This window comes from Microbispora sp. NPDC004025 (genome assembly GCF_053604425.1).
This window is the reverse complement of the sequence record NZ_JBSGHN010000001.1, coordinates 281140-294138: the sequence shown is the minus strand read 5'-3', so window position 1 is coordinate 294138 and position 12999 is coordinate 281140. Positions and strand designations below refer to the sequence as shown.

Annotated in this window: 12 protein-coding genes; 9 read left to right on the top strand and 3 right to left on the bottom strand. The window is 71.8% G+C overall.

Annotated elements, in window-relative coordinates; all coding sequences use genetic code 11:
* The first annotated feature begins 1 nt into the window (after position 1).
* Positions 2–691: a class III extradiol dioxygenase subunit B-like domain-containing protein gene (locus ACWEQG_RS01265; RefSeq protein ID WP_452280647.1), complete on the top strand. Its 690-nt coding sequence runs from the start codon at positions 2–4 to the stop codon at positions 689–691.
* On the opposite strand, the gene ACWEQG_RS01260 is transcribed toward ACWEQG_RS01265, so the two are convergent.
* Positions 664–1614 (bottom strand): ribonuclease Z, encoded by a 951-nt coding sequence (locus ACWEQG_RS01260; RefSeq protein ID WP_452280646.1) that lies wholly within the window; start codon positions 1612–1614, stop codon positions 664–666. The genes ACWEQG_RS01265 and ACWEQG_RS01260 overlap by 28 nt on opposite strands.
* A 389-nt stretch (positions 1615–2003) precedes the next feature.
* Between ACWEQG_RS01260 and ACWEQG_RS01255 the strand changes: the two genes are divergently transcribed.
* Positions 2004–2759, top strand: coding sequence for a hypothetical protein (locus tag ACWEQG_RS01255; RefSeq protein WP_452280645.1), 756 nt, complete (start codon positions 2004–2006; stop codon positions 2757–2759).
* A gap of 25 nt (positions 2760–2784) precedes the next feature.
* Here ACWEQG_RS01255 and miaB read toward each other — a convergent pair whose 3' ends face one another.
* Positions 2785–4308 carry a tRNA (N6-isopentenyl adenosine(37)-C2)-methylthiotransferase MiaB gene (gene miaB / locus ACWEQG_RS01250; RefSeq protein ID WP_452280644.1) on the bottom strand — a complete coding sequence of 508 codons (1524 nt, stop codon included), beginning with the start codon at positions 4306–4308 and terminating at the stop codon, positions 2785–2787.
* Between the two features lie 322 nt (positions 4309–4630).
* On the opposite strand from miaB, the gene ACWEQG_RS01245 reads away from it, so the two are divergent.
* The 3 genes from ACWEQG_RS01245 (at position 4631) to ACWEQG_RS01235 (ending at position 8831) form a co-directional block, all read left to right on the top strand.
* Positions 4631–5974 carry a sensor histidine kinase gene (locus tag ACWEQG_RS01245; RefSeq protein WP_452280643.1) on the top strand — a complete coding sequence of 448 codons (1344 nt, stop codon included), beginning with the start codon at positions 4631–4633 and terminating at the stop codon, positions 5972–5974.
* 132 nt (positions 5975–6106) lie between these two features.
* Positions 6107–8221: a sensor histidine kinase gene (locus ACWEQG_RS01240; protein WP_452280642.1), complete on the top strand. Its 2115-nt coding sequence runs from the start codon at positions 6107–6109 to the stop codon at positions 8219–8221.
* Positions 8193–8831, top strand: coding sequence for a response regulator transcription factor (locus tag ACWEQG_RS01235; protein ID WP_363468778.1), 639 nt, complete (start codon positions 8193–8195; stop codon positions 8829–8831). The genes ACWEQG_RS01240 and ACWEQG_RS01235 overlap by 29 nt, the downstream gene beginning before the upstream one ends.
* A gap of 68 nt (positions 8832–8899) precedes the next feature.
* Here the strand turns inward: ACWEQG_RS01235 and ACWEQG_RS01230 are convergent, their stop codons facing one another.
* The gene (locus tag ACWEQG_RS01230) at positions 8900–9544 is read right to left on the bottom strand and encodes a hypothetical protein (protein ID WP_452280641.1); all 645 of its coding nucleotides are present in this window, start codon (positions 9542–9544) and stop codon (positions 8900–8902) included.
* Positions 9545–9717: 173 nt separating this feature from the next.
* Here ACWEQG_RS01230 and ACWEQG_RS01225 point away from each other — a divergent pair, with 173 nt between their 5' ends.
* Genes ACWEQG_RS01225 through ACWEQG_RS01210 form a run of 4 tightly spaced genes read left to right on the top strand, consistent with a single transcriptional unit; the run spans position 9718 to position 12929 of the window.
* Complete coding sequence (locus ACWEQG_RS01225) at positions 9718–10473, top strand: amino acid ABC transporter ATP-binding protein (RefSeq protein ID WP_363468781.1); 756 nt, start codon at positions 9718–9720, stop codon at positions 10471–10473.
* Positions 10474–10516: 43 nt separating this feature from the next.
* Positions 10517–11350, top strand: coding sequence for a glutamate ABC transporter substrate-binding protein (locus tag ACWEQG_RS01220; protein ID WP_452280640.1), 834 nt, complete (start codon positions 10517–10519; stop codon positions 11348–11350).
* Positions 11351–11385: 35 nt separating this feature from the next.
* Positions 11386–12057, top strand: coding sequence for an amino acid ABC transporter permease (locus ACWEQG_RS01215; protein WP_363468784.1), 672 nt, complete (start codon positions 11386–11388; stop codon positions 12055–12057).
* Positions 12054–12929 carry an amino acid ABC transporter permease gene (locus ACWEQG_RS01210; protein ID WP_452280639.1) on the top strand — a complete coding sequence of 292 codons (876 nt, stop codon included), beginning with the start codon at positions 12054–12056 and terminating at the stop codon, positions 12927–12929. The genes ACWEQG_RS01215 and ACWEQG_RS01210 overlap by 4 nt, the downstream gene beginning before the upstream one ends.
* Positions 12930–12999: the final 70 nt, after the last annotated feature.

Below are 12999 nucleotides of genomic sequence, written 5' to 3'. Positions count from 1 at the left end.
GGTGCTGGTCGCCGCTGCCGTCTGCCCGCATCCTCCGCTGCTCGTCCCGCAGGTCGCTGGGGCCGCCGCACCCGAGCTCGACGCCCTGCGCGCGGCCTGCGCCGCGGCGGTCGGCTCGCTGCTGGACGCCCGTCCCGACGTGCTGGCCGTGGCCGGCGGCGCGGACGTCACCGCGTCCTTTCCCGCTGACGCGGCCGGGACGCTGCGCCCGTGGGGCCCCGACGTGCGGGTGGGTCCGGGGGATGCCGTCCTGCCCCTGTCGCTCACGATCGGCCGCTGGCTGCTGGAAGGGACGCGTGTGCTTCCCGGCCTGCGCTTCGAGGCGCTGGGTTTCGACGCCCCGCCGGACGAGTGCGCCGCCACCGGCCGCGTGATCGCGGGATCGGCGCCTCGCGTGGCCCTGCTGGTCATGGGCGACGGCTCGGCCAGGCGCACCGAGAAGGCGCCCGGCTATGTGCACCCCGACGCCGTGCCGTACGACGAGGAGCTCGCCGGCGCGCTCGCGTCCGGCGACGCCGGGCGGCTGCTGGCGCTGGACCCGGCCCTGGCGCGGGAGCTGTGGGCGGCGGGCCGGGCGGCCTTCCAGGTGCTGGGCGGCGCGGCGCGGGAGGCGCCCCCGCAGGCCGCCGAGCTGCTGTACGACGACGCGCCGTACGGCGTGGGCTACTTCGTGGCCCGCTGGACCTGGTAGTCCGCTCGCTTCGGCACCGGGACGCGCATGAGGTCGCGCGCCGTCACGACGTCCCCCGCGTAGGACTTGCGCACCTCGTCCACGAAGCGCGGCTCGTCCGCCGTCGTGTACCGCTCGGAGAAGTGCGTGAGCACCAGCCGCCGCACCCCGCACGCCGCCGCGATCTGCCCTGCCTGGGCCGCCGTCAGGTGCCCGTACTGCGCCGCCATCGCGCTCTCTTCCGACAGGAACGTCGCCTCGATCACCAGCAGGTCGACGCCGTCGGCCAGGGCGAACGCGCCGTCGCACAGCCGGGTGTCCATCACGAAGGCGGCGCTCTGGCCCGGCTTGGGGGCGCTGCACTCGTCCAGCGTGACCGTCGAGCCGTCCGGCAGCGTCAGCGAGCCGTGCCGCTGCAGCTCCCCGATCATCGGGCCGCGCACGCCCCGCCTGGCCAGTTCCCCGGGCAGCATGCGGCGCCCGCCCGGCTCGTCCACGCGGTAGCCGTACGACTGGACGGGGTGCGACAGCGGCCGCGCGGTCAGCGTCACGGGGCCCGACGGCCACCTGACCTCCTCGCCGGACACCGGGCGGGGCGTGATCACGTCGGTGTCGGCGAAGGCCGACGCGTTGCGCAGCCTGCGCCAGTACGTCTCGCCGCTCGCGGGGTAGGCCGCCCGCACCTCGTGACTCACCTTGTCCCTGGCGATCCGCTGGACCACACCCGGCACCCCCAGGCAGTGGTCGCCGTGGAAGTGGGTGACGCAGATCCAGGTGATGTCGTGCGCGCTCACGCCGGCGTGCAGCATCTGCCGCTGCGTGCCCTCACCCGGATCGAACAGGAACCCCTCGCCGTCCCAGCGCAGTAGGTAGCCGTTGTGGTTGCGGTGACGGGTGGGCACGGCGCTCGAAGTGCCGAGGACGACCAGTTCACGAACGGACACACCGCCGATGCTAAGTCGTGCCCGATGATCGGAGCCCGCCCTCACCCCGTTGCTCGGCGGGTGGACAGGCCGCCGAGGCCGGACGGCCCCCGATAGTCCCGCCGCCCCTGTCTTTCTCCGACGAGACCTCGGATAAATCTCCAAAAATCAAGAAATACGGTAATTGGAGTCGTCGGACTGAACCACCGAAAGGCGCCACCGGCGTCGCGCGTAAGCCGATGCTGCCTGGGGCGATGCGAGCGGACCCCGGCCAGGACATTTCTCTGATTCATGGTCGAGGCGGCATATCTGGGACTCCCGGAAATCGGTGGAACCGCCTCGCGAATCCCTATGTGACGGGCAGACTGAGAAATCGGAAAGACCAGACCGACGCACGGAAGAACACGACCTTGCCGGATTACTCCCCCACCCCGCGGCACCGGCGCGACGGTCATCCCGTCCTCGCCCTGACGGGCGTGATCGGCGTGACCGCGATCGCCGGGCTCGGCGTCGTGCTGGCCGTCCTGTCCGGGCAGGACCCCGCGCCCCCGGCCGCCCGGCCGGTGGCCGCCGACCCGCGCTCCCCGGTCACGCCGACACGTACGGCGCCCGGATTCCCCGCCGCCGGTCCCTTCTACTCGCCACCGGCCGCCCCGTCCGAGCCGCCGGAGACGGAACCGGAGCGCGCGGCGGTGCACCGGGAAGAGACGACGGACGACGTCCCGGAGCGGGAACGTCCGGCGGGTGAACGCGACGCTCCGCCGCCCGGGCACGAGAGCGGGGCGCCGCGGCCCCCCGGACGCCACCTCCGGGCGGAAGACCCCTCGTCCCGATCCCGGCCGCCGTCGCCGGGCTCGACGGGCTCGACGGGCACGGCGGGCACAGCGGGCCGCGGTGGGACGAGAGAGGAGGAGCGGCACCGACCCGCCCGGATCGCCGCCCCCGACGCCACGAAACCGGCCGAACGAGACACCGGGGCCAAGGGGGCTGCACCCAAGAGCGCTGTGCCCAAGGACACGGCGGCCCGGGACGCGGGCACACACGACACGGCCCAGCCCCTCACTGAGGCGGACGGGGCGGCGCAGACCCAGGTCGAGGATCCCTGCCTGCGATTCGACGACCTGCGGCGCGACTACTGCTACGAGGTCCTGCGCCGCCTGTCCTGACGACCGGCGCGGCCTCCGCCGGCGCTCAGACGGCCGAGCAGGCGGACGGCTCCGCGGGAAGCGGCGCGGGACGCCCGATGGTGGGCATGCCCAGACTGACCGCGTTGCCCCGCTGCGGGGCGGCCTGCCGGGCCTCCCAGGCGTCGCCCGCGCGGGTCCGCCGTACGGACAGGACCTTGTCGGCCACCAGGTGGTGCGGCGCGGCGTAGGTGACCTCGACGGTGACCATGTCGCCGGGACGGGCGCCGGCGGCGACATCGGAGGCGGCGAGGTGGACGAGCCGGTTGTCGGCCGCGCGGCCGGACAGGCGGCGGGTGGCGTCGTCCTTGCGGCCCTCGCCCTCGGCCACCAGCACCTCCAGGGTGCGCCCGACCTGCTTCTTGTTCTCCTCCCAGGAGATCTCCTCCTGGAGGGCCACCAGGCGCTCGTACCGCTCCTGGACGACTTCCTTGGGCACCTGGTCGTCCATGGTCGCGGCCGGGGTGCCCGGGCGGATGGAGTACTGGAAGGTGAACGCGTTGGCGAAACGCGACTGCCGTACGACGTCGAGGGTCTGCTGGAAGTCCTCCTCGGTCTCGCCGGGGAAGCCCACGATGATGTCGGTGGAGATCGCGGCGTCCGGCATCGCGGTCCGGACCCGCTCGATGATCCCGAGGTAGCGCTCGGACCGGTACGACCGGCGCATGGCCTTGAGGACACGGTCGGAGCCGGACTGCAGCGGCATGTGCAGCTGGTGCATCACGTTGGGCGTCTCGGCCATCGCGGCGATCACGTCGTCGGTGAAGGCGGCGGGGTGGGGCGAGGTGAAACGGACCCGCTCCAGGCCCTCGATGTCCCCGCAGGCCCGCAGCAGCTTGCCGAACGCCAGCCGGTCGCCGAACTCCACGCCGTAGGTGTTGACGTTCTGCCCCAGCAGGGTGATCTCCAGGACGCCCTGGTCGACGAGGGTGCGCACCTCGTTGAGGATGTCGCCGGGGCGGCGGTCCTTCTCCTTGCCGCGCAGCGACGGCACGATGCAGAACGTGCAGGTGTTGTTGCACCCGACCGAGATCGCCACCCAGGCGGCGTACGCCGACTCGCGGCGGCTCGGCAGCGTCGAGGGGAAGGTCTCCAGGGACTCCTTGATCTCGACCTGGGCCTCTTCGGCGATGCGGGCCCGCTCCAGCAGCACCGGCAGCGACCCGATGTTGTGGGTGCCGAAGACGACGTCCACCCAGGGGGCCCGGCGGACGATCTCGCCCTGGTCCTTCTGCGCCAGGCACCCGCCGACCGCGATCTGCATGCCCTTGCGGGCCATCTTGGCCGGCCTCAGATGCCCGAGGTTGCCGTAGAGCCGGTTGTCGGCGTTCTCCCGCACGGCGCAGGTGTTGAACACGACGACGTCCGGCGTCTCCCCTTCGGCCGCGCGGACGTATCCCGCGTCCTCCAGCAGCCCGGACAGCCGCTCCGAGTCGTGCACGTTCATCTGGCAGCCGTAGGTCCGCACCTCGTAGGTCCGGGCCGCACCCTCGGCGCCCTGTGTCGTCACAGTCTGTGTGGTCGCAGTCATCGCATTACAAGGGTAGGCGCTTCCCCGCCCCCGTCCGTACCGGGGACATCGCACACGCGATCCGGCCGGGGAAGTGACGGCAGGAGGGGTTTGTCATTACCCAGGCTTGTATGAAGCGAAAAGTTCGTTTTATTGAGGCTTTCGTCTGTGTGTGGTCGTCTTATGGAGGTGTGGAGGCACACGCGCGCTCGTCTCCCCGACGCGGTCGAGGACCGTGACCGAGCGCACAGACCCACGCTCCCCGAGGGATTGGCCTGAAGCGATGGTGAACTGGAACCGATCATCCGTCCTCGTTCGCAGGACTGTCGGTTACTCCGCTGCCGTGGCGCTGGTGTGCGCCGGGGTCAGTGTGCTCTTCCTGGTCTTCATGGGCGGCAAGGAGGCCGACACGGCCCGGGCTCGCGTCACCGGGGCATGGGACCGCACGGTGCCCCTCATCAGGCAGGGGTACCTCCCTCCCGTGCTGCCGGCCGGCAAGGACGTGGCGATCCAGGTCCTGGACACCCGGCACCGGGTCGTCGCGTCGACGCCGCAGCTCGCCGGCAGGCCCCCGATGGCCACCTTCCACGCGACCACCGAGAACGTCTACACCGAGCGGGTTCTGTGCTCTCCGGCCGGGCTGAAGGGCTGCATGAGCGTCTTCTCGTACAAGGTCTACCAACCGGACGGGCCCTGGCTGCTCTACGTGGCGGTGCCGACGGTGCCCTGGTACGGGAGCACCGCGGCGCTGTCCTTCGCGATCGGCATGTCCCTGCTGATGACGGCGATGACCGCCGGCGGGACCTACCGGCTGATCAGAAAAGACCTCATCCCGGTGGACGCCATCCGCGCGGAACTCGCGGAGATCACGGCCACCGACCTCCACCGCAGGGTCCCGACGGCCGACAAGAACCACCAGGAGATCAACCTCCTGGCCGAGACGGTGAACGACACCCTGGACCGGCTCGAAGGCGCGTACAAGCAACTGCGCCAGTTCACCTCGGACGCCTCCCACGATCTGCGCAGCCCCATCACCGCCATGCGCGCCCAGCTCGAGGAGGCGCTCATGCACCCGGACGACACCGACTGGCCGACGATGACCGAGGCGGTGCTCGGCGGAGTGGACCGGCTTCAGGCGATCGTGACCGACCTGCTGACCCTGGCCAGGCTGGACGCCCGCGCCCCGCTCGACCTCAGCCCGGCCGACCTCGGCCGGCTGGTCCGCGACGAGCTCGACCGCCGCACCTATCGAATACGGATCGTCACGGATCTGGGGCAGAACGTCGTCGTCGACTGCGACCGGCTGCGGATCACCCGGCTCCTGGTCAACCTGCTCGACAACGCCGAACGGCACGCCACCTCACAGGTCCTCGTCAGCGTACGAGTCACGGGACCGGCGGCGACGCTGGAGGTCGTCGACGACGGTGCCGGCATCGCTCCGGAGCACCGGGAGACGGTCTTCGACCGCTTCACCCGGCTGGACGCGTCACGCGACCGGGATTCGGGAGGGACCGGATTGGGGCTGGCGATCGCACGGGAGATCGCGGAAGCCCATCGGGGGACCCTGACCATCGAGGACAGCGGGCGGGGAGCCCGGTTCGTCCTGCGCCTCCCCCTCAGCGAAGCGCTTCAGCCGGCCGGTCGCGGCGACGACCGTGCCGCGCACGCCGGCGTGTCCGGTCGTTAGGTTCACGCCCCTCGCCGATATATCCGGCATCGCGCACTGTCCTGGGACATCGTCCTGTTCGTCTGGGCATATCGGTCGCTAGCCTGAGCCCGAGTCGGCGGTCGCGCCGGAGGCGCGTGGAGGAGGCGGGCGGTGCGGCGTACTGCGTGGGCTACTGCGTGGGCGGTCTGCGCGCTCACCCTGCTCCTGGTCGCCGCGGCCCTGGTGTTCGGCCAACGCAACGGCGCCGGGCTGTTCGCCCAGAGCCACCTTCTCTACGTCGTCGTCTGCGCCCTGGTCGGCGGCCTGATCACCGCCGCCCGTCCGGGCAACGCCGTCGGGTGGCTGATGGCCGCCTCCGGCCTGTGCTTCGCGTCGCTGGACGCGACCGGGCACTACGCGCTGGCCGGGCTGCCGTTCGCGACCCCGATGGCCTGGCCGCAGACGTGGTTGTGGGTCCCGGCCAACCTCTCCGTCGCCGCCGTTCCGGCGTTGTTCCCGTCGGGGCGGCCTGCGTCGCCCGGCTGGCGCGCGGTCCTGTGGGGGCTCGCCGCGGTCGCCGCCGTGACGGCCACGCTGAGCGCCCTGCTGCCCGGTCCCAGCCACCAGCTCGGCTGGGGCACTCCACTGCCCAACCCCCTCGGAGTGCCGGCGCTCGCCGTCGTCGCGCCGTTCGTCGAGCCGCTCACGACCGGACTCATGGGCGCCCTGTTCGTGGCGGGCGCGGCCGGTCTCGTACGGCGGGCCCTTCGCGGCGGCGCCGACGAACGGGCCCAGCTCAAGTGGCTCGCGTACGCCGCCGGGCTCGCCGGGCTGATCGTCGCGGGGCGGGTGGCCGCGGGGCTCTCCGACGGCGACCCGCGCTCCATCTGGCCCATCACCAGCGCGTTCTGGGAGGTCCTGGGGACGATCGCGGCCTGCCTGCTCCCGGCCGCCGCCGCGGTCGCGGTGCTGCGGCACGGCCTGTTCGACATCGACCTCGTGATCAACCGCACGCTCGTCTACGTCCTGTTGTCGGCGTGCGTGTTCGGCGGCTACGTGCTCGTGGTCACCTATCTCGGCGCCGTGTTCCGCGCGGCGGACGGGCTGCCGGTGTCGGTGGCCGCCGCCGGGGTGGTCGCCCTCGTCTTCGCGCCGCTGCGCGAGCGGCTGCAACGCGCCGTCAACCTCGTCATGTACGGCAGGCGGGACGATCCGTACGCGGCGCTGGCCCTGCTGGGCAGGCGCCTGGAGGAGGTGGCGGAGGCGGCCGAGCCGGGCGCGGTGCTCGCCGCGGCGGCGCGGTCGGTGGCGGAGGCGCTGCGCCTGCCGCACGTCGCGGTCGAGGTGGCCGGCGGGCCGACCCACGCGTACGGCGCGCCCTCCCCCGGCGCCGTACGGCTGCCGCTCGTGCACCGGGGCGAGCCGATGGGCGACCTGGTCCTCTCCCCGCGTCCGGGCGAGAGCGGCCTCGGCGCGAGGGACCGCCGCGTCCTCGCCGACCTCGCCCGCCAGACGGGGATCGCCGTGCACGCCGTGCGGCTGTCGGCGGACCTGCAGCGCTCGCGCGAGCGGCTGGTGGCGGCGCGCGAGGAGGAGCGGCGGCGGCTGCGCCGCGACCTGCACGACGGGCTCGGGCCGACCCTGGCCGCGCTGACCATGCGGGCCGAGGCCATGCAGGACATGGTGCGCGATCCGGACGCCCTGGCGATGCTCGAAGAGATCATGACGGACGCGCACACGGCGATGACCGACGTACGGACGCTGGTGGAAGGGCTGCGGCCACCGGCCCTCGACACGCTGGGCCTGGCCGGGGCGATCAGGTCGCACGCGGCGCGGCTGCCCGGCGTCGAGGCCGACGTCGAGATCGAGGGGACCCTCCCGGCGCTGCCCGCGGCGGTGGAGGTGGCGGCGTACCGGATCGCGGCCGAGGCGCTGGCGAACGCGCGCCGTCACGCCGGGGCCGGACGGGTGCGCGTACGGCTCGGCATGACCGGCGGGGCCCCGCCCGGCGCGCTCGAAGTGGAGGTCGCCGACGAGGGCGGCGAGCCGTACGCGGACACCGGCGGCCCGGCAGCCGCCCGCTCCGGGGTCGGCACGGCGTCGATGCGGGAACGAGCGGCCGAACTCGGCGGCGCCTGCCTGATCGGGCCGCGCCCCGGAGGCGGGACGCGGGTGCTGGCCCGCCTTCCCGTGCGGAGCGCACCCCAGGACACGGCGCCGGACAGGGCGCAGGACACGATACGACGGGAGGCGGGCGATGGAGCCGATCCGCGTGCTGCTGGTTGACGATCACTCGGCCTTCCGGGCGGGGCTGCGCGCGCTCCTGCGGCCGGTGGAGGAGGTGGAGGTCGCCGACGAGGCGGCCAGCGGCGAGCAGGCCCTCGCGCTCCTCCCCCGCGTGCAGCCCGACGTCGTGCTCATGGACCTCGCCATGCCGGGCATGGGCGGGGTGGCGGCGACCGAGCGGATCACCCGGGACAACCCGCACGTGCGGGTCCTCGTGCTCAGCATGGCGGACGACGACGACGCGGTCTTCGCGGCGGTGCGGGCGGGGGCGCGCGGGTACGTGCTCAAGGGCGCGCGGCGGGCCGAACTCGTGCGGGCGATCCGGGCCGTGGCCGAGGGTGAGGCGATCTTCGGCCCCGCCCTCGCCGGACGGCTGATGGGCTACTTCTCCGACCTCGGCAGGACGCCGGAGCCGAGCTTCCCCGAACTCACCCCGCGTGAGCGGGAGATCCTGGCCCTGATCGCCGGCCACCTGACGAACGTCCAGATAGCGGCGCGGCTCGGGCTGAGCCAGAAGACCGTGCGCAACCACGTGTCGAACATCTTCACGAAGCTGCGCGTGGCCGACCGGGCCGAGGCGATCATGCTGGCCAGAGAGTCGGGCCTCTAGCCCCATCCCTCGGCCCGGGAGCGGAAGCCGACCCAGGAGCGGAAGCCGACCCAGGAGCGGAAGCCGGGTCAGGCGGCTCGCCAGTCGTCGACGGGCATGCGCAGGACCTTCAGGGCGACCGTGCCGAACGCGGCGAGGTGGAACAGCGACCCGATGGCCTGGACGGCCGGCGGCTGCCCCATCGTGAGGAACGGACCGCAGACGCCCGCGAGCGCCGCCACCGGGACCCACCACGGCGCCCGCCGCACGGCCGCCAGGCCCGTCAGCAGCACCAGCAGGCCCACGTGGAGGAGGAAGCCCGGCAGGAGGACGCCGTACACGAACCCGCCGAGCGCGCCGGCCACCTCGGTCACCCGGGCGGCCTGGCCGTCCGGAAGGGTCAGCGCCAGCGCCAGGTCGTAGAAGTCGGTCATGAACAGGCAGGTGGCGGTGGCCGCGCCGGTCAGGCCGACGGCCGCGCCGATGTTGCCGGTGCGCGGCGCCCGCTGGCGCAGCAGATGGGCGAGCCCGAGGATCACCGGGACCAGGCAGACGGTCGCCCACTGGAACAGCAGCGCGCTCGCCTGCACCTGCACGGGACTCGCGCGGAAGACGGCGGGATCGTGCTCGGTGCCGGGGGGCGAGGTGAGGAAGGCCAGGCCCAGCAGGACGGGCCACGCCAGCATGGCGGTTCCCGCGACGGTCTTACGAAACAGGTCAGGATTTCTCAGCATTTGGACTCCTAGACGACGAGTGATCGGCAGGAGCCAACCGGGACCGCGTCCCGGGCCGCATGGGCCGGACGTACCCGGCCCCCGGGATGGGGTCCTGAACAGCCGGGATGTGACCGATTCGGTACCGGGGCGTTAGTGACTTGGCCGTCTTGACACCCCTACGTTTGATGACCATGACGGAGAACAGTGGTGGGACCCCGCTTGTCAGGCTGGAGGGAGTCAACAAGCATTTCGGTCCGCTGCACGTGCTCAGGGACATCGACCTGAGCGTGGGCCGGGGCGAGGTGGTCGTCGTCATCGGCCCGTCCGGCAGCGGCAAGTCGACCTTGTGCCGTGTGATCAACCGGCTGGAGACCATCGACGGCGGGAGCATCGTCTTCGACGGTCAGGAGCTTCCCGCGGAGGGCCGGGCCCTCGCCCGCCTGCGGTCCGAGGTGGGGATGGTGTTCCAGTCCTTCAACCTGTTCTCCCACAAGACGATCCTGGAGAACGTGACGCTCGGCCCGGTCAGGGTACGGAAGGTCTCCCGGCAGCAGGCCGAGCAGCGGGGCATGGAGCTGCTCGAACGGGTCGGCATCGCCTCACAGGCCGGCAAGTATCCCGCCCAGCTGTCCGGCGGCCAGCAGCAGCGTGCGGCCATCGCCCGCGCGCTGGCGATGGACCCCAAGATGATCCTGTTCGACGAGCCCACCTCGGCCCTCGACCCTGAGATGGTCCAGGAAGTGCTCGACGTGATGACCGGCCTGGCGCGCGACGGCATGACGATGATGGTCGTCACCCACGAGATGGGCTTCGCCCGCCGGGCGGCCAACCGGGTGGTCTTCATGGCCGACGGCCAGATCGTCGAGGAGGGCGAGCCCTCGGAGTTCTTCACCCAGCCGAGCACCGAGCGCGCCCGCGACTTCCTTTCCAAGATCCTCACCCACTGATCCCCGCTCACAGCAAGCTCCACGAAAGCGAAAGGTGACACGGATGCGATTCGGAGCCGGCCTGCTCGCGCTCGCCGCCCTGGCTACCGGCCTGACGGCCTGCGGCAACTCCGGGGCGGACTCGATCGCCGACAAGGCGAAGAACGACAAGAAGCTCGTCGTCGGCATCAAGATCGACCAGCCGGGCTGGGGGCTGAAGAAGCCCGACGGCAGCTACGGCGGGTTCGACGTGGATGTGGCCAGGTACGTCGCCAAGGAACTCGGCGTGCCGGAGAGCGGGATCACCTTCAAGGAGGCCCAGTCGGCCAACCGTGAGCCGTTCATCCAGCAGGGCCAGGTGGACATGGTCGTCGCGACCTACTCCATCACCGACGAGCGCAAGAAGAAGATCTCCTTCGCCGGCCCCTACCTGGTCACCGGGCAGGACATCCTCGTCCGCGCGGACGACACCTCGATCACCGGGGTCGACTCCCTCAAGGACAAGAAGGTCTGCGGCGCCCAGGGCTCGTCGTCGCCGAAGCGGCTCGCCGAAAAGTTCGGGGCCGAGTGGGAGTCCAAGAACCTCACCCAGCAGCAGGGGTACGGCGCCTGCCTGCCGCTGCTGGAGAACAAGCAGGTCGACGCGATCTCCACGGACGCGACGATCCTCGCCGGGTTCGCCGCCCAGTTCCCCGGCAAGTTCAAGCTGATCGGCCAGCCGTTCAGCGAGGAGAAGTACGGCATCGGCATCAAGATGGACGACAAGGCCGGCCGCGACGCGATCAACAACGCCATCGAGAAGTTCTTCAACGACGGCAGCTGGCGCAAGGCCCTCGACGCCAACCTCGGCGAGTTCGGCAAGTACTTCACGACGCCGCCGTCCGTCGAGCGGTACTAGGACGGCGCGGAAGCGGCACTGAGAGGAGGCCGGCGGTGGAGGCCGTCGTCGACGAGCTTCCCGTCATCCTCGGCGCGTTCTGGCTGACGGTGAAGCTCACGGTGGTCAGCGGGGTCATCTCGCTGGTCTGGGGGATCGTGCTGGCGGCCATGCGCGTCAGTCCGCTGCCGGTGCTGCGAGGGGCGGGCACGCTGTACGTCAACGTGCTGCGCAACACGCCCCTCACGTTGATCATCGTGTTCTGCGGCCTCGGCCTGGGCACGGTGATGAACGTCCAGTTCTCCCGGGACGACCTGTCGCTCAACAGCTTCTGGTTGTCGATCATCGGGTTGTCCGCCTACACCGCCGCGTTCGTCTGCGAGGTGGTGCGGTCCGGGATCAACACCGTGCCGCTCGGGCAGGCGGAGGCGGCGCGGGCGATCGGCCTGACGTTCCTGCAGACGCTCCGCCTGGTGATCCTCCCCCAGGCGGTGCGCACGGTCATCGCGCCGCTCGGGACCCTGCTGAACGCGCTGGTCAAGAACACGACGGTCGCGGCCGCGATCGGCGTCATGGAGGCGGCGCTGCGGATGAAGAACCTGTTCGACGCCCACGGAGACGCGATCATTCCCATCTTCCTCGGCTTCGCGGCCGGGTTCGTCGTGCTGACCCTTCCCATGAACCTGCTGTCCGGCCGGCTGGCCCGGCGCCTGGCGGTGGTCCGATGACGGAGCGCGGCGCCACCGTCCTCTACGACGTCCCGGGCCCGCGGACCCGGCTGCGCAACAACGCGCTGACGCTCGCGTTCGGCGTCGTCCTGCTGCTGGTCGCGTACTTCGTATGGACGAAGTTCGACGAGAAGGGCCAGTGGAAGGGCGAGCTGTGGCAGCCGTTCCTGCGGGCCGACACCTGGACCGAGCTGATCCTGCCCGGCCTCCTCAACACGCTGACCGCCGCCGCGCTCGCCGCGGTGTTCGCGCTGCTGTTCGGGGCCGTGTTCGGCATCGCACGCCTTTCGGACCACCGCTGGGTGCGGATCCCGGCCGCGGTGGTCGTCGAGGCCTTCCGCGCGGTCCCGGTGCTGATGCTCATCTTCTTCGCGCAGTACGGCGGGAGCCTGGCCGGGCTGGTCGTGACCGAGTTCGCGGCCGTGGTCTTCGGTCTGACGGTCTACAACGGGTCGGTTCTGGCCGAGATCGTGCGCGCGGGCATCCTCGCCGTGCCGCGCGGCCAGGCCGAGGCGGGATCGGCCATCGGCCTGCGCAAGAACCAGGTGATGCGGCTGATCCTGCTGCCGCAGGCGGTCACCGCGATGATGCCGGCGATCGTCAGCCAGCTCGTGGTGCTGCTCAAGGACACCGCGCTCGGGTTCGTCGTGGCCTACGCCGACCTGCTGAACGCGGGCGCCCGCGTGGTGCCGGCCAACTACGCCAACCTGATTCCCTCGGTCATCGTGATCGCGGCGGTCTACATCGCGATCAACCTGGCGCTGGGCTACCTCGCCACCTGGCTGGAACGGCGCAGCAGGCGCAGCCGCAAGGTCTCGGCCGACCCGGCCGCCGCGGAGATGGCCGCCGGCGAGGTCCCGCTCGTGCGCTGATGCCGTACGGCCCGCGCGGGTAAAGAGATGTTTGCCGTGTCGCTGCTGGCACCGGGAGGCGCCCGGCCTC